This is a genomic window from Spirochaetota bacterium (assembly GCA_017999915.1).
Taxonomy (GTDB): domain Bacteria; phylum Spirochaetota; class UBA4802; order UBA4802; family UBA5550; genus RBG-16-49-21.
The window spans coordinates 1-16,598 of record JAGNKX010000009.1 but is presented as its reverse complement, the minus strand read 5'-3'; the positions used below and the strand labels follow the sequence as shown (position 1 = coordinate 16,598).

General features: G+C 54.9%; 10 protein-coding genes and 1 tRNA gene. 6 read left to right on the top strand and 5 right to left on the bottom strand.

All coding sequences use genetic code 11. The annotated features are described in order from the left end of the window. Positions 1-10: 10 nt before the first annotated feature. Positions 11-217, bottom strand: coding sequence for a hypothetical protein (locus KA369_13700; protein MBP7737026.1), 207 nt, complete (start codon positions 215-217; stop codon positions 11-13). A 186-nt stretch (positions 218-403) separates the two neighbouring features. Between KA369_13700 and KA369_13695 the strand changes: the two genes are divergently transcribed. Further along, positions 404-796 (top strand): YbaN family protein, encoded by a 393-nt coding sequence (locus KA369_13695; protein MBP7737025.1) that lies wholly within the window; start codon positions 404-406, stop codon positions 794-796. Positions 797-938: 142 nt separating this feature from the next. Here the strand turns inward: KA369_13695 and KA369_13690 are convergent. Continuing rightward, positions 939-1,011: transfer RNA gene (locus tag KA369_13690), tRNA-Phe, on the bottom strand. A gap of 37 nt (positions 1,012-1,048) precedes the next feature. Here KA369_13690 and KA369_13685 point away from each other — a divergent pair. Continuing rightward, positions 1,049-1,993: a tetratricopeptide repeat protein gene (locus KA369_13685; GenBank protein MBP7737024.1), complete on the top strand. Its 945-nt coding sequence runs from the start codon at positions 1,049-1,051 to the stop codon at positions 1,991-1,993. A gap of 21 nt (positions 1,994-2,014) precedes the next feature. On the opposite strand, the gene KA369_13680 is transcribed toward KA369_13685, so the two are convergent. From KA369_13680 to KA369_13670, 3 genes are read right to left on the bottom strand one after another with little or no spacing between them, the layout of a single operon-like run. Beyond that, entirely contained in the window at positions 2,015-2,785 is a 771-nt protein-coding gene (locus KA369_13680) for an ATP-binding cassette domain-containing protein (GenBank protein MBP7737023.1), read from the bottom strand. A 39-nt stretch (positions 2,786-2,824) separates the two neighbouring features. Then, entirely contained in the window at positions 2,825-3,700 is an 876-nt protein-coding gene (locus tag KA369_13675; protein MBP7737022.1) for a hypothetical protein, read from the bottom strand. A gap of 10 nt (positions 3,701-3,710) precedes the next feature. After that, positions 3,711-5,720: a tetratricopeptide repeat protein gene (locus KA369_13670; GenBank protein ID MBP7737021.1), complete on the bottom strand. Its 2,010-nt coding sequence runs from the start codon at positions 5,718-5,720 to the stop codon at positions 3,711-3,713. 346 nt (positions 5,721-6,066) lie between these two features. Here KA369_13670 and KA369_13665 point away from each other — a divergent pair, with 346 nt between their 5' ends. The 4 genes from KA369_13665 to KA369_13650 all read left to right on the top strand — a co-directional run bounded on the left by KA369_13665 (position 6,067) and on the right by KA369_13650 (position 16,386). Then, on the top strand, positions 6,067-6,726 hold the full coding sequence (locus KA369_13665; GenBank protein ID MBP7737020.1) for an MBL fold metallo-hydrolase: 660 nt from the start codon (positions 6,067-6,069) through the stop codon (positions 6,724-6,726). Positions 6,727-6,743: 17 nt separating this feature from the next. Then, the gene (locus KA369_13660) at positions 6,744-7,643 is read left to right on the top strand and encodes a hypothetical protein (GenBank protein MBP7737019.1); all 900 of its coding nucleotides are present in this window, start codon (positions 6,744-6,746) and stop codon (positions 7,641-7,643) included. 428 nt (positions 7,644-8,071) lie between these two features. Further along, positions 8,072-15,709 carry a hypothetical protein gene (locus KA369_13655; GenBank protein ID MBP7737018.1) on the top strand — a complete coding sequence of 2,546 codons (7,638 nt, stop codon included), beginning with the start codon at positions 8,072-8,074 and terminating at the stop codon, positions 15,707-15,709. 11 nt (positions 15,710-15,720) lie between these two features. Continuing rightward, complete coding sequence (locus KA369_13650) at positions 15,721-16,386, top strand: SH3 domain-containing protein (protein ID MBP7737017.1); 666 nt, start codon at positions 15,721-15,723, stop codon at positions 16,384-16,386. Positions 16,387-16,598 lie beyond the last annotated feature (212 nt).

The window sequence follows — 16,598 nt, the reverse complement described above, 5'->3', positions numbered from 1 at the left end:
GGCTGTCGGTCTATTTTTTCATCAGGTCCTGGATGTTGCATTGAGAATAACAGCGGTTATGCTGTACGCCGCAATCACCCGCCATCCCAGTCTCCTTTTCCTTGCACGCGTCATAGGCCTTGTCGCATTCTTTCAGGCAGTCTTTCATCGTCTTTTTGCAGCCTGACCACGCGAACAGAGCGCAGATGACGGCGATAACGGCGAAAATTTTTTTCATGGGGAGTCCTCCTGTGGATTGATCGATGTAATACTGTATGAAAAGGCCGCGTTTTTTTCAAGAAAATAATGAGTCATGACCTTTTTGCCGTCGTGTAATGAAAGAAAGAATTATTCTTGAAATGTATCCGGGAAGTGTCATCATGGCGTGCAGGTGTACATACGGAGTTGCCGGCCGGAAGCCATTATGCGCAACTATATCCTCATATTCCTCGGCTGTGTCTCGCTCCTGGCGGGGCTTGTGGGTATTTTTGTCCCCGTGCTCCCGACAACCCCCTTTGTGCTTCTGGCAGCGGCTCTGTTCGTGCGCAGCTCCGACAGGCTTTACGGATGGCTCCTATCGAGCAGGCTCTTCGGAAAATATGTGCATACATTCAGGGAAAAAGGCGGCATGACCCTGAAGGGAAAAGCATCTGCCATCGCCATGATGTGGGCCATGATCGCCCTGTCGTCGGTGCTGGTGGGTTTTAAGGTGTTTATCGTCGCCCTGGGCGCGGCCGGCACCATAGTGATGGGCTTTGTAATAAAAACCGTGAGGCCCGGCAATGGACAGGATCCGGGGAACGGCGATCATACCTGACGGCACGATTGCGTTGATCGGTGATGGTCAAGACAGGGTATGACTCGGGCCGAAGATAATAATATACTATTGAACCGGAGTCAGATCAGGTATTAGTATTGCAATATGGATATGAAAAGAAGATTGAAGGAAGGAAAAAATGTGGTCAGGGGCGGAATCGAACCGTCGACACGTGGATTTTCAGTCCACTGCTCTACCGACTGAGCTACCTGACCACTGAAAAACGATACACACATATTATACATAGTGAAATTGTCAATAATAAAATTCGTAATATTTTTTTTCATGGCCGCGGCCGCGGCTTTTATCAATGCCGATGCCGCAGCGGAGCGCCTCTCCTGGCAGTACTATTACGAGCGGGGAGAGACGCAGGCGCGCCTCGGGATGAACAAGGAGGCGGTCCTGAGCCTCATCAACTGCCTGGACCGGAAGCCGGACTACTATCAGGCGGCGAACCTCCTCGGTGACGTGTACTGCAGGCTGAACCAGAAGCACCTCGCCATTCCCTGGTACGAGAAGTCCCTGGCCCTCAAAGACAGGCAGGTGGAGATACACAACGCCCTGGCCGAGGTCTACGAGTTCTTCAGCGAGAATGACAGGGCCTACAGCCATTATGCCAGGTCCGTCGAAATCAATCCTGACGATGAAAGGGCCCGCTGCAGGCTGGTGCGCTACTGCGTCCTTCGCGGGGACCGCGAAGGGGCGCAGCGGAATTTCGAGACCAGCGCCCGCGAAGGAAAGGCCAGGTCCGCGGATACCCTAGCAGCGGCGGCCCGGGCCGCGTCACAGGGCGACGCCAGGGAAGCCGCCGCCCTGTACGGAAAGGTGATAGACCAATCCCCCTGCGTCATCGAGGCGTACCTGGAGCTGTACGAAGTGCACAAGGGAAGGAAGGATTTCACCGCGGCAGCGGCGATCCTTGAGCGCCTGAAGAAGGTCAAGCCCGACTACGATAAGGTTTACGTGCTCCTGGGGTATGTGTACTTCACCCAGAAAATGCGGGGGCCGCGGAAGCTCCACATCGAGCTGGCCCTGGAGAACCTGAAAAAGGCGGTGGAATTGAATCCCGATAATTTCGACGCCTGCTATAGCATATCGGAGATCTATACTTACATCAAGAAGGACGTTGAGGCCCGGGCCTGGGAGGAGAAGGGGATGCGGACGGAGGAACGGGTCGACGGCGCAAAGGGCCCGTAGAGGATCGCCGGGGTCGCGCCGTCAGCCAAGGGTCGCGTAATACCTCGCGTCTTTTTTCACGATGCGGATGTTCCTGCCGAAGAGCCCCGATATGACCTCGTCGGTCAGCCCGGCCTCGACCGCGCCGGAGAACCAGCGCCGGCCGCCCTTTATCATGAAGATATTTTTAAAGAAGGGCGTTATCTCCTCGACGTAGTGGGTCACGTAGATGACCGATAGGGGCTTTCCCCCGCAGAGCCGTTCCAGCGATGAGAGAAAGTCTTCCCGCGCGGAAAGATCGAGGCCCATGCACGGCTCGTCCAGGATAAGGAGGTCCGGTCCGGCCATGACGGCCCTGAGCATGAGGGCTTTCTGTCTCTCGCCGTCGGACAGGGTGCCGAAGAACTGCGCGCTCTTCCCGCCGAGGCCGCCCGATTCGAGGAGCAGGCGGGCCTCTTCATAACGATTGTCGCCCGGCTCCTCATAGAGGCCCACGGTGGCGCAGGGGCCGCTGACGACGACATCGATGAGCCGTTCATGCCTGGGGAAGCGCTCCTTCAGGGGTGTGCTGAGATATCCGATCCTCCGGCGGACCTCGCGGATGTCGCAGCCCCCGTCAATGCCGAAGCGGCTCACCAATCCGCCGCTCGGGTAGATATAGCCGGTGATGATCTCAAGGAGCTTCGTTTTTCCGGAGCCGTTGGGGCCGAAGAGGACCCAGCGGTCGCCGCTCCCGATTTCCCAGGATATTCCGCTTAAAATGGTCGCCGGGCCTTCGGGATAATAGAGCGATATGTTGTCGAGGCCGATCATGACAGCCGGTCCGGTGATTGTTCCGTGTGGATACCCACGCTATTTTTCTCCGGCGCGGCGCAGCACGTCCAACCAGGCCCGTGATGAGAGTTCGAGGCCCCGGTGGGAGAGGTGGACCTGTTCCCATGTGTTGGCCGCATCTTTATAGAAAACATCACTATCGGGGCCGATAACAATCTTCCGCTTCGGGTCAGCCAGCTCCCTCAGGGCCGCCTGGATGTCCGGAATGGGGCCGCTGTCGCAATAGGTGGCGATGGCGAGGTATATGGGGGCGGTCACGCCATGATCGCGAATGCTTCGGAGCATCGCCGTGAAATTTTTCTTGTAGCGCTCGGTGTTTGCCCGGCCGCCGGTCCGCGGCTCCGAGCCGCCCTGGACCCAGAACAGGTGGGTGATGGCCAGGCCGCAGGCCCGGGACTGCTCGATGGCGTTGGTGATCCTCCGGTGCAGGTAGCCGCCCCTGGTCCACTCCTCGATGGTGGTGGTGCCGACGCCTATGGGGATGAAGATGACCCGGTCATAGAGGCCCCCGTCGATGAGGAGGTCCCCCAGGCGCGACCAGACGCTGCCGCCGTCGCCGGTGGCCCCCAGGAGGGGATCGACGGCCCGGTAGCAGCGGCCGTCAAAGAAATTGAACACAGCCCTCTTCGGCGCGTAGAGCGTTTCGCCGTGGTTCCCTGAATTGGACTGCCCGAACACCAGGGCCACCATGGTCCTTCCGCCGATCAGATCCCCGCAGGGAACCTCGGCCCTGCCCGCGGTATCGCGAAACCCTATGGTCAGGGGCAGGAGATGCTCTTTCAGGGACAGGATCTGCGGGAAGGGCGGCAGTGCGTACTTGTGCGATACAAGCCCGTAGAAATAGGAAAGTGTTATGGCAATGAGGAACAGCGCTGATATGAGGATTTTTTTCATCGTGTAAAGGTTATTCTATCCGTTTCGCCCGGCGCTTCATCATGGGAAGCACGATGTCGTTCGAATCGATCGATTCGAGGTCGGCCGGACGCTGCGGCTCCGCGTAGCAGATCAGGGTGTCCGACTCCTTCACGGTGAGGATGATCCTCTTCTTCAGCTTGTCGCCGACGCCGATCCGGTCGGTGAACTTGTAGATGACCAGCTTCTCGCCGTTCTCGACGCCGTCGAAGAGCCCCATGTTGGTGACGATGCCGGTTTCCTTCAGCTTGAGCACGCGGCCGCGGAAGGGTATCATGTCGTAGATCCGCTTTGCCGCCCGCAGGGCGGCCAGGGGCAGGCTCTCCTTGCCGGACTCGGTCACGGTGAACTGGCCGATGATGAAGCCCTTCTTGTAGTCCATGACCTGGCACTCGAGGGTGATGTGGCCGCCGCTTTCATAATATCCGCCGTAGACCACGTAATCCACCGGGTCGATCCCGCCGTCCTTTATGCCCGATTCGACGCTGTCCAGGGTCTGGGCCAGGTGGCCGCCGCCGCACATGAGGCCGCAGGTCACGGCGGTCCGCTTGCGTATGCTCACCGGCTTCATCCTGCCGAACTGCCCCAGCACGAAGGTGAGGTGGCTCGCGATCACTTCCCCGGCGTCGGGATGGGGACTGAGCTTTCCGACGGGATCGAAACCGAGGACCAGCACCGAGGGCATGTCCCGCGGAGGCTCTTCCGAGGAATAGCCCTCCTGGTGGTAGAGCATGTCCCGCCGCTTCATGATGGCGAGGGAGAGCTTTTCCTGCCAGGCCCGGTCCGGGTTGAACCTGAGGATCTCTTTCATCTCGTCGATGTAGAACTGGTTGTATCCCTGGGTGTTATAGAAGTCCATGAGGAGCTCCCTCGACTCCATGTTCATCGGGTTCAGGAGAAGCGACCGCCGCAGGTACATGACGGCCTGGTCCGGGAGGTTCTTCTTCTCGCGGTTTACGGCCAGGTCGTAATGCTCCCTGTTGAGCATGACCCGCGCCGGATGGCCTATCTTGTAGTCGCGGAACACGAGGAAGTCCTCGATCCTGCTGCGGAGGATCGAGTCGGAGGGGTCCTTTTTCAGAGCTTTCAGGAACTCGTCCAGGGCCTCGTCCCTGTTGCCGGCGCGGTCATGGGATACCGCCAGGCTGTAGAGGAGGGTGCTGCTGTCGAGGTCGGATATGGCGGTGTTGAAGTAATTGACCGCCTCGGGATATTTTCTCTCCATGAGGGAGATGTAGCCCAGGGTCCTGTTGGCCTGGTACGCCGCGGGCTGTATCGATATGGCGTTGGAAAGAGCCTCCTTGGCCTCGTCCAGGAGATCGTCGTCCTCGCTGTTGAGAAACTCCCTGAGCAATATCTCGCCGTAGAGGGTGTAGCCCCGTGAGGATTCGCTGTTGGTGTCTATGGCCTTTTCCGCGTACTTCTTCGATTCACGGTGGCGGTTCTCCGCGCTCTTGATGTCAGCCATGAGAAGGAGCGAGTCGTAATGATAGGGATCGATGCGGAGGATGGTCTCCAGGGTGCGCTTGGCCCAGATCCTCTTGCCCAGGCAGTGATACACGTAGGCGATGCCGAAGCGCGCGTCGAGGTTCTGTCCGGATATCTTCAGGGCCCTGTCAAAGAACTTGATGGCCTCGCTGTAGCGGCCCATGGCGGTGAGGGTCTTGCCCAGGCCGACGAGGGCGTCCACGGATTTTTTGTCGATGGCAAGGGCGTCGCTGAAGAGATCATAGGACTGGTCATAGGCCTCCACCTCCAGGTAGGCCTTGCCCTGGCCGATGAGGGCCTCCTTGTATTTCGGATTATCGTGGAGGGCGTTCTTGAAGCTGATGATGGCCTTCTTGTAGTTCTCTTTCTTGAGGTAGTCCCATCCGTCCTTGTTGTAACCGATGGCGTTTTTGGTTGCGCCGTGACCCGCGGTGAAGGACATGGCGACGCCCATGACCAGGGCCAGGAACGCTGCGGCGAATGTATGGGATGATGGCTGCTGTTTTTTTATCATAATAATTTTTTGTCATCCCCGCCTGTGGCGGAGGAGACGCGATAGAGCAGACTTATTGTAAATCTCCTTATATTTTTTCGGGATTAAGGGGCGGAGCCCCTTACGAGCCCCCCGCAGGGGTTTTCCTGCGAGTGCGAGACGCAGTATCGCAACAAGTCTATTTCCTACATAACAAAACAATTTCTCTGAAAAAGTCAAGTGAAATATGTCTCATTATAATAGGAAGATAGTTATCGCCCAGGTCCCGGGATAATGAAAATCGGAGAAAAAACTGTTGCAATAATAAAACCTTGCCGGTGAATATCTACATCACATTATTGCCGATGCAGCCGATGAAAAGAATCCTGTGAAGATCACATCCAACATATACCTTGTGGGGGGGCCGGGCAAATCCGCCCCCTCCGACGCGGCCATTTACCTGATCAGGTCCGGCGCGGAGGCGGCCCTGGTGGACGCCGGCACCGGCGGCGGGACCGACTTGGTAATCAGGAACATACAGGGGACCGGAACGGAGCCGCGGAACGTCAGGCACCTCTTTCTCACCCACTGCCATTATGATCATACGGGCGGCGCGGCCTCCATCAAGAGCGCCACAGGCTGTAAAATCGTCGCCCATGACCTGGACGCCGCGTTCCTGGAGGCGGGCGACTCCGAAGTCACGGCCGCTTCCTGGTACGGCACCTGGATGGATCCGCTGAAGATCGACATCAAGGTCGCGTCAAAGGAAAAGAAATTCACCGTGGGCGACCTGGAAGTCATCTTCTACCATGCGCCGGGCCATTCGCCCGGATCGGCCGTGCTCACCACAGTATCGGACGGAAGGCTGGTCCTCTTCGGCCAGGACGTGCATGGCCCCCTGAACGACGCCCTCCGCTCGGTCCGGGGAGATTATGAAAGATCCCTGGAGTTCATGCTCTCGCTGGAGGCCGACATCCTGTGCGAGGGCCACTTCGGCATTTACGTGGGCAAGGAAAAAGTCCGCGATTTCATAGAGTCCTTCCTGTAAAAGGCCCCCCGGAAGCGATGGCTGATAAAATAATACAGACACAGAAACGCGAGGAGAGAAGGCCCGGCCTCGCCTTCCTGCTTTCGCTTTTTTTCACCGGTCTCGGCCAGATGTACAACGGGGACCTTCCCAAAGGCGCTGTATTTCTGCTCATGAGGACGGTGCCGCTCCTGGCCCTTCCCGCCGCCATGGTGACGCGCGATGCAGGGTCAGCCATCATCCCCTTCATGGGCCTCATGGCCGCGGCCCTGGCGATAACTATCGCCTCGCCCGTTGAGGCACTGGTCAGGGCAAAGCGGGACAGGGAGCTGCCGGTGCGAGCCTATAATACGCCCTACGGCTATGGGGGATACACGGCAGCGACGGCGGTTATCACTTTCATCACGACCATTGTCCTGGCCGCGTTTTTTTCCATCGGCCAGGTGACCGGCAGAACAGCCGAGCCGCTCCTTGAAAGGGACGACATCGTGCTGATATACCGGTACGCGCCCCAGGGATTTCGCCGTGGAGACCTGGTGTTCACCGGGAGCGGCGAAGCGGTTCGCGTTGTCGCATTGGCCGGCGATCTGGTAAAATATGAGAACAATATTTTTTATGTCAGGGGCACTTCGCTGCCCCTGGGTTATCTTACCGATGATACCATCGGGCGTTTTACCGCAAGCAGGGGGGACGTCCTGTCAGAGATGAACGAGGGGCGGAAATACCCGGTGCGGTTCAAGCAGTCAGCAGAGGTCACCCTGAAAGGCATTGGCCCGATAGTGGCGAAAGGATGTATTATTGTTGCATCCGATTCAAGGCTGGTTAAGGATTTCGCGCGCTCCCTCAAGACCGATGACATTAAAGGGCGGGTTGATGGTATTCTGTTTTCTTCTTATTTAAGAAAGATCGGGATGGATGCCTTCGGGAATTTAAAGTAGAAGTGAACAATCGTTTACCGATAACTATCGGTGAAAAATGCCGATAACAATCGGCGGAACTCGATCAATTTTAGTTTTTTACTCTGACACCCTCTTCCAGAAGATTTAAAATCAGCCCACAATATCTCCCCATCACAAAAAATTTGTCTTTTTTACCCATAAAACGCTACTCCATCAATAGCTGGACGATTGTTATCGCCAGCTGACCTTAATGCCAAAAATTTTTCAGGAAACGGATCCGTGGTGCATCCGGGTAGATGGCCTCCGGTGTTTATTTATGCATCCTTATCGCAATCGATATGTATAATGATATAGTCAGAATATTCACTGACATTTTGCATAACACGATAATTAACAATAAGTGCCCCGGCAGCCTTCGGCGGCGGGGGCCCTTATCAATGATTATAAGCAGTTTTGCAGCAAGTCTGATGATAATACTCTCCGCAGCGATCCTTTGCTCCTGCGGCAATATCGATTATCTGAAAAAGGACAGGCTGCTGCAGACCATGGCCTTCCCCCTGTCGGGTGCGGGAACTGACGGTGACGACGCCCTGTCCGCTACAACGAACATGAGCGACAAGGACGATATCAAGGCGCCCAAGCTCAATGCCTACGAAGGAGCGGCCTATGTCCGGCCGCCGCAGATCAACAACTACGGCACCGTGAACCTTGCCTATGCCATTGAAGTGCCCCCGGGCCGTAAGGGAGTGCAGCCATCGGTGGGACTTTCCTATTCGTCATCCGGCGGCGACGGCCTGGTCGGTATCGGGTGGAGCCTCTCCACTGGCCTCGGGGTGATATCCCGCGCCACCAAGAACGGACAGCTCTATTACGACCACCGGGACACGTTCACCTTTAACGGCCAGCGCCTGGTCAAGACCGAGGGATCATCGGGATCGGAGGACGGTGTGTACCGCCTGGAGATCGAATCGGGTTTTTCAAAATTCATTCTCTCCAATGCGGAGAGCGGCGGGGTGTGGCGCGTTATCGATAAGGCCGGCACGGTTGCCACCTTAGGAGAGACGCGGTCGAGCAGGATCTACCGGCCCGATGACACGCGCAAGACCTACAGCTGGAATTTCTGCAAGAGCGTCGATCTTAACGGCAACTTCATGACAGCCTCATACGATGATTCTTCCTATGGGGACAACCATATCCTCTATCTTAAAGAAATACGCTACACCGGGAACGAGGGAGAGGGAATGCCGGCGCGTCAATTCGTGCGATTCACCTACCGTGACCGGGACGAGGCGTACGTCTCAAAGGCGGCGGGCTTCATCATGCGGATGGACCGGTTGCTGGACCGGATCACCGTGGGATGGGACGACCCGAACGGTTTCTCTGAAACGGAGCTCTGGAGCTACAAGCCGGTGTACGAGGTCTCGGCCGATTCGGGTCGGCCCCTGCTTAAAACCGTGGAGACCGAGCGGGAGACTACGAAACCGGAGTTTTTCTACCAGGAGGCGCTTCACAGCTTCAGCTGGGCAGTGGTGGATAACAATCGGGCCGGCGATCCGGAGGAAAACCCCGATATGGTGAAATACTTCGAGGGCGATTTCAACGGCGATGGCATATCGGACATGGTCTTCTTCAATCCCTCCACCGGTGATTGGCGCGCCATGGAAGGGAACAGGGGCGGCGGATATTTCGAGCGCTACTACGGAAAAAAATTCCAGGGATATGACGGGCCGGACAGGATACAGTGGTTCAAGGGCAATGTCACCGGGGACTACAACGGCGACGGCAGGAGCGACATCGCCTTTTACCTGCCGGAGACCCGCGAGTTCTGGGTGGCGGAGCATGACGGCAGGACCTTCGACTTTCACTGTTACGGGAAGCTTTCGATAGGTATCGATATCTTCACGTGCGAGTGGTTCACCGGGGACTTCGACGGTAACGGCCTCTCCGACACGGTCCTCTTTAACGAGCCCACCGGCCAGTGGGTTCTCATGGCGAACCGGGGCGGCGCCTTCGACTTCCTTTTGTTCTCGGAGCATTTCAAAAACCTGTTCAGATACGACTACGCGCCCGATATCAGCCTCAACAGCCCGTCGACCGCGGACAGGTCGGACATGGGAAGGGACCGGGACAAAATATCCTTTATCTCCGGCGACTACAACGGCGACGGCCGCACCGACATTTCCTTCTACGACGCCCGGTCCGGGAAATGGTGGGTGGCGGAGAATTTCCGTGTTGCCTCGACTCCGCTCGGCAACCGAGGCGCGACTTCGTTCGACGCAACCATCGACTTCAAATTGGAATGGAAGGTGTACAAGGAGTTCACCGAGAGGGAGAAAGAGCAATTCGCGCCGGGCGCGGACTCCCTCGGGACGAACGACCGCTTCAGCGGCGATTTCAACGGCGATGGTTTTTCAGACTTTCTCATCTTTCACCGCGACCGGGGCGAATGGGTCATCGGCGAGACCGGGGATGGGAACATCCGGTTCAGGGTCTATTCACGAACGCCGCAGTTCAGGGAGATCACCCGGTGGATCCAGGGCGATTTCAACGGCGACGGCAGGACCGATATCGGTTTCTTTTCAAAGACAGACAACAATTTCTGGGTCGGTGAGGCCACGGCCGACGGCTTCCGCTACCGTGTGTACAGCAACCTTGCCGGAGGACCGGACCCGGGCCGGGTGCTGGCGTCTGCGCCCCTGCCGCGGGACGAGGTGCGGGTCATTGACGCGAAGGCGATCATTGCCGGGAGCGCGGCCACAGCCGTGGCGGACTACCAGTATGACGGCAATTATTACGCCGGGAGCGGCGAGAAGGCCTTTGCCGGATATTTTACCTCGACATCCCCTGAACTTCTCATTTACAATAAGAAAGAAAAGCGCATCTACCTGAAGCAGGGGAGCGCGGACACGGCCATGAAGCTCGGTGTCGATCTGGAAAGCGATGGCGCCATCATCCTGAACGGTGAAAAGCCAGGCCGCTACCGGGACGACCGCGACGGCATCCTGTATTACAGGAAGAACTCATCATTTGGAAGCAACACCCATCGCTTCGGAATTGTTCATTACAACGGCTCCGCTTTCATCGATACAACGGCCGCCCTTTTCGACAGAGCAGCGGTGACCGATTTTGACATTGCCAAAAGCTTTTACCTGGCGGACCGCTTCAGGGCCTCTGACACGAACAGGCATATCCTGGTGCTGGACGATAAGGCTGATACGCCGCGCTTTGTACTGTTCACTGGGAACGGGACCTTCAATGCCCTCGCGGTGAGCGGCGTCAGCGCTTCGATTTTCGCAAATCTCCGGGAGCGGCGCAATTTCATCCGCTTCTTCAGCGGATCATTTACGGACACGAAAGCCCAGGTCCTTTTCGTGGACATGACCGGGGCGGCCCATGCCTGGTACCTGGGCACTATCACTGGCGGAAGCATCGTATTTACCGAGCTTTCCGGAAATCCACGATTCATTTCTGAAGGATTCATTGAACCGTGCTGTGTGAGAAGCGCGGCCGCCGGGGCCGAGCTCGTTTACGGCAAGGTGGAAAATGGAATAGTAACTTTTCTTAAGCTCAACGTGGGACCATCATCGATCAATCAAACAACGTATGTGCCCCTGGCCGAGGGGAATTCCTTCAAGGGAGAATTCGACCACCTGGGAAACCCGGTGGTTCGCGGCGAGGGCGGATTGAAGAGGGTTGTCCTTGGCGTGTCCTGTGTCCTGGAAGATCTTAATGCATCCATCACCTCCCTCAAACGACCGGATCTTTTGACGAAGGTTTATCCATTCCAGTGGATCCAGGGCGACTACAACGGCGACGGCAAGACCGATATCGGCATCTTCCATTTGAAAGAGAGGCACTGGTACTTCGCCCTGACGGGCGGCACCGTGCCGGACCTGGTTAGCGTGGTGAAGAACGGCATCGGCGGCATCTACCGCATGACCTACGAGAACTCCACGCGCTTTGACAATACCGATGAAGAAGGGATTCCCCGCCTTCCAATGAATTACAAGGTCTGCGTGAAGCTTGTGGTTGAGGACGGTCTGGGCCGCGACGTAGCCACGGAATACGAATACGCCGGCGGATACGCCTTCTCCGCCTTCATCGACGGCGAGAAAGAGACCGATTTCTTCGGCTTCAGCTCCTTCACCGTGATCGACGCCCACGGCCGCCGCACCGAGAGCGAGTACCACACCGCGCCCTATGACGACTACCGGAAGAACCGCGCCCTGGCGGGGGCCGTCAAGATCGTACACTCCTATGGGGCCGACCGCTTGGAGTACGGCCGAACGGAGCACGACTACAGGATTTATACAATTGAGCCCTCACCCCCGGCCCCTCTCCCGGGGGGAGAGGGGAGAATGCCTCGAAGTTATCTCATCGAGCCGACGGCGGCGCGGAAGTATGTGAAGGATGTCCTCGCCGAGACGCGCACGTCGGAAATGGACCTTGTTCCCGGCCGTTACGAGATGAGGGCCAGGACCGAAAACGTCACAGACCATTACAACGACGGCATCCACAGGGAAGTGACCGTGGCGAGCTACATCCGCTTCGAGAACAACGACGAGACCAACGAAATGCGCGTTGACTATGCGAAGGGCTTCGCCGATTCGTCCCACGAAACCACCACGTCGTACGAGTACGACGGCCGCGGCAACGTAACGCGCGAAACGGCGCGATACACAGGCTCCAGCCTGGCTGCGGTATCGGACCGGATCATGGAATATTCCTATGACGGATACGGGAACCGTGTGCGGACTGTCAACGCCAGTGGCTCTCCGGTCCGTATCACGGAAAAGTCCTATGATAGTCGGCTCCGCCAGTTCGTGACCGAGGAGCGCTCCTTGGGGGATATCACCCTGACGACGAAGCACGATATCAACTATCAATCCGCCTTCGGCGGCCTGAACGGCACAGTGGATCCCAACGGCAACGGAACCTATTTCGAGTACGACGGCCAGGGCCGCCTGGTGAAGGAGCGCATCGACGCCGATACCGGCACGGAGACGCTCCAGGCCTACGAATACGGCACGGTATTTCCCCTGTCGGCGAAGGTGACCCAGTTTGACAGCTTTTCGACCCTTCTGGGCGGGGGCACGATAGAAACACGTGTGTACAGCGACGGCATGGGCCGGGTGATCCACACGGTGCGGAGCGCGGCCGGCGGCCAGGGCTGTCATTTCGTAAAGACGGGACTGGTGGCCTACGACGCCACCGGCAGGGTTATACGAACGAGCCAGGCCGCCTGGGCTGCGGACGATGAGATCAATATTTTCAGAAGAAATCTCAATGAGAAGAACCCCACTGTGAAAGCCTACGATGCCGCCGGCCGTGTGAGCAAGATAACCCTTCCGGAAGGATACAGCGGGGAAGGGGAGACATCCATATCCTACGCCTACAACGACCCATGGGAAGTTGCCGAGACCCACAGCGTAGGCCGGAGCAAACGCACGGTGAAAAACGCCCGGGGCCTCGTGCTTTACGTGGAGGATTCCGGAAAGGGCGACGACGGCCGGAGCGTGGTTGCGAAGATCGGCTTTGCCTATGATATCGCCGGGAACCGGGTGAAGAAGATGGATCTGATGACCCCCCCGTCCCCCGGAGGGGGCGTGACAGGCATGAGCACCGACGTGCCGGAAAATCTCTTCAGGCCCGGGATAAAGGACACCTCCGGGGCAAACGTCGCCTGCTGGCGCTACAACGCCTTCGGCCAGGTGACGGAGTCAAGCGACCCGGACCTGGGATATTCACGCATCGAGTACAACAGTTTCGGCGACGCGGCGGCGCGGACCGACGCCCTGGGCCGCGTCACGACTTTTTCCTATGACCGGTTGGGACGAATGGTTGAGAAGAACCTTCCCGGCGACGAAGGTATTGTGAAATATGCCTACGATACCCTGCCGGGAAGTGAGAACGCCCTGGGAAGGATGGTGGCAATGGACGACCCGGCCCAGTTGAAGGAATTCAGCTATGACAGGATCGGAAGAGTTAAAAGCGAGTTTCGCCTCATTAAGGGCGCGGGTATTGAGAAGTTCCAAACTGATTTCACCTATGATCTCCTGTCCCGTAAAAAGAGCATTATCTATCCCGAAGACCCGAAAACAAAGAACCACATGACCGTGACCTATGGCTACTGCGCCATGGGAGTGAAGAGCATAGCTGTGGCAAACGGAGACGCGTCAAAGACAATCATATCCGATATTGCGTACAATGAGTTCGGCCAGATGACGGAGGTGCGACGGGGGAACGGCACGGTGACCAGTTATTCCTACGACATCAAGGGACGGATGGCATCACTTCTCACCACGGCAAACCACAATGGAAAGACATGGAAGGTGCAGGATGTGAAGTACCAGTTCAAGGTGGACAACAGCATCGCCGTGGTGCAGAACACGCCTGACGTGGCCGCTGACGGCGCCTGCCAGACCAATGTGCGCTATGAATACAGCTACGACGGCCTGAACAGGCTGGTGCGCGCGAAGGGAGATTATGACAAGGTCCTCATCGCGCCGACAGAGGGAGCGGCCCCACCGCCCGACCCCCTATCCCGGGGGGCGAGGGGGAGCGTGTCCAAGAAGTTTGAATTGGGTTATGGGTACACACAGAACGGGAATCTCATTGCAAAGACTATCTACAATACCGACACCGGCGCCGTGGATGACCGGTGGAATTATGCTTACTCAAACCATGCCGCAACAGCTATCACAGCATCCCGGAGCAGCGCCGGATATACCATGGGTTATGACGCGGCCGGGAACATGGTCTCCCAGGCCGACCATGGCAGGAACCTGGCCAAGGAGATGGCCTATGACAGCTATAATCGCATACGACGTATCACGGACCCCCGCAATGGCAATGTGAAGGGTGAATACTGGTATGACGACCAGGGCTTCAGGGTGCGTAAAAAATCGCGGATGGACCATGAAGGCATGGAAAAAGAAGTTGAAATATTGAATCCCTCCATGTACTTCAACGTAGAAATTACGCGGGACCTCCTTGGCAACGCGCAGGAAAATACCGGTTACGGTGTGAATAACATCTACCTGAACGGCGTGCGTGTGGCCGCGGTGCTGCCCAACGGCAATGCCCAGTATTACTTGACGGACCAGGTTGACTCGGTAAAGGTAGTGACCAATGATGCGGGGATAGTGGTCACAAGCCACGAGTATCTCCCCTTCGGCGAGGACTGGATCACCGAGGGAGACACGAAGAACGCTCCGAAGTTCAATTCCCAGGAGCTGGATAAAGAGAGCGGGTATTATTTCTATAACGCACGGCATTATGATCCGGAGATTGCGAGGTTTGTGACAGCGGATACGGTGATTGATGGGGAGATAAAAGATAAGAATGGAAAAATAATAACAAGTGATACACAAGGATGGAATAGATTTGCTTACTGTAGAAATAATCCTATAAGGTATAGTGATCCAACGGGACATGAAGCACAACCAAGTGGTCTTGATTTAAGTAAAGGATTCAGTGCGTTAAAGGAAAAAGTTGGTAACACCATCAATAACATTACATCTACTGTAAATAAGACATATGAGAGTGCAAAACAGGTAGTAACGGATAAAATACAACAGGCCAAAAATTCAATAACTGAAAGACTGGGAGGAAAAAGTACTTCATCACCAGTAAGGGAGCAAGGGCAAGGATTATTATTGCAAACAGATCGAGCATTAAACCAGAGTGACACGGCAATGCAGAGTCATGGTTGTTATTTTAGAGCATGTCAGGCAGTTGCAGAACGCTATGCAGGAAAAAGACTGTCAGCTGATGATATTAAAAGTTCAAGGGAAGCCTTAACGAAAAGTGGAGCAATAGGACAAGGCGATTACGCTCTAAATGTTAATAATCCCGATCAAGTAATTAATGATGCCTTTGAAAGGTTAGGTGTTAAAAAAACGGCAACTGTCGGATACGGAGGAAAACCTGATCAAAAGAGAGATTTTACTATAGTTGCCGGACATACTGAATTCCCAAGTGGAGCTGCTGGTGATCATAAAAGATTAGGGGATGCTAATGGAAACGAAATATGGGACCCAGCTCCAGGTGGTAAAAAATCTTCAAGTAGAACTATAGACGTTTTTCTTCATGATAAAAAGTAGAGGAGAATGTAATGAAAAAAAAGTTTTTTATATTACCAATTTTATTCATAGTGCTTCAACTTAATGGAAATGCAAATAATAAATTCGGTTTAACAAATGATATATATCTCAGTTTGACAGGTGTTTGGGATATATCTAAGGGATATGGGGAAAAAAATACATTTTCTTGGGGCAAGGCTGAGTTTGTTGCTAACCGATCGATTGTTATTGATTTAGGTGAAGATGAGCCTTATCTTCTTGCAGGAATGATGGGGACTTGTAAAATTATTAATGTATTAAAAAAGAATAATAAGTATTCAATAGTCATCTTATTTCGAAATAATAAAAAATATACTCTTGATATAACAGTAAATAATGATAAAACAATTTATTTTCACGAGATGGAATGGTTTAAAGATGTTAAGTTGTTGTCATTTTATGGAGAAAAGAATAAATATTTCCGTTTAGATGGTCCTAATGCTCAATATTTTAAATCGAAAATAAATAATCTCAGATTGAGAAATGAATCTTCTATAAAAGGATTAATAATTCGAAATCTTGATAAAAAAGATAAGATGATAATCTTAAAGAAAGGTAAAAAAGAGTCTATAGATGGGGTCAGCGGTAATTGGGTAAAAGTATTGACTGATAAAAATGAGATTGGCTGGTGTTTTGATTCATTCCTTGAAAAATATTGATATTATAATCAAATATTAAAACACATCCTCCGGTACTAATTGCGAATGAACGTACATGTCCGCAGTGATGGCAGTCGAGCTATGACGATAACGTATAGTATCTTTCGCACATTTTTCATGCAATAAAAAAGTCCTCTAACTGACGAAAATTAAATTACCACATTTAAAACAGTCAGGAGGAGGACTTTTATGAAAGCTGATAAGATTATCGA

Excerpts from the sequence above, each read along its gene's own strand:
- KA369_13700 (MBP7737026.1), bottom strand. The coding sequence starts at position 217 with ATGAAAAAAATTTTCGCCGTTATCGCCGTCATCTGCGCTCTGTTCGCG.
- KA369_13695 (MBP7737025.1), top strand. The coding sequence starts at position 404 with ATGCGCAACTATATCCTCATATTCCTCGGCTGTGTCTCGCTCCTGGCG.
- KA369_13680 (MBP7737023.1), bottom strand. The coding sequence starts at position 2,785 with ATGATCGGCCTCGACAACATATCGCTCTATTATCCCGAAGGCCCGGCG.
- KA369_13675 (MBP7737022.1), bottom strand. The coding sequence starts at position 3,700 with ATGAAAAAAATCCTCATATCAGCGCTGTTCCTCATTGCCATAACACTT.
- KA369_13670 (MBP7737021.1), bottom strand. The coding sequence starts at position 5,720 with ATGATAAAAAAACAGCAGCCATCATCCCATACATTCGCCGCAGCGTTC.
- KA369_13660 (MBP7737019.1), top strand. The coding sequence starts at position 6,744 with ATGGCTGATAAAATAATACAGACACAGAAACGCGAGGAGAGAAGGCCC.
- KA369_13655 (MBP7737018.1), top strand. The coding sequence starts at position 8,072 with ATGATAATACTCTCCGCAGCGATCCTTTGCTCCTGCGGCAATATCGAT.
- KA369_13650 (MBP7737017.1), top strand. The coding sequence starts at position 15,721 with ATGAAAAAAAAGTTTTTTATATTACCAATTTTATTCATAGTGCTTCAA.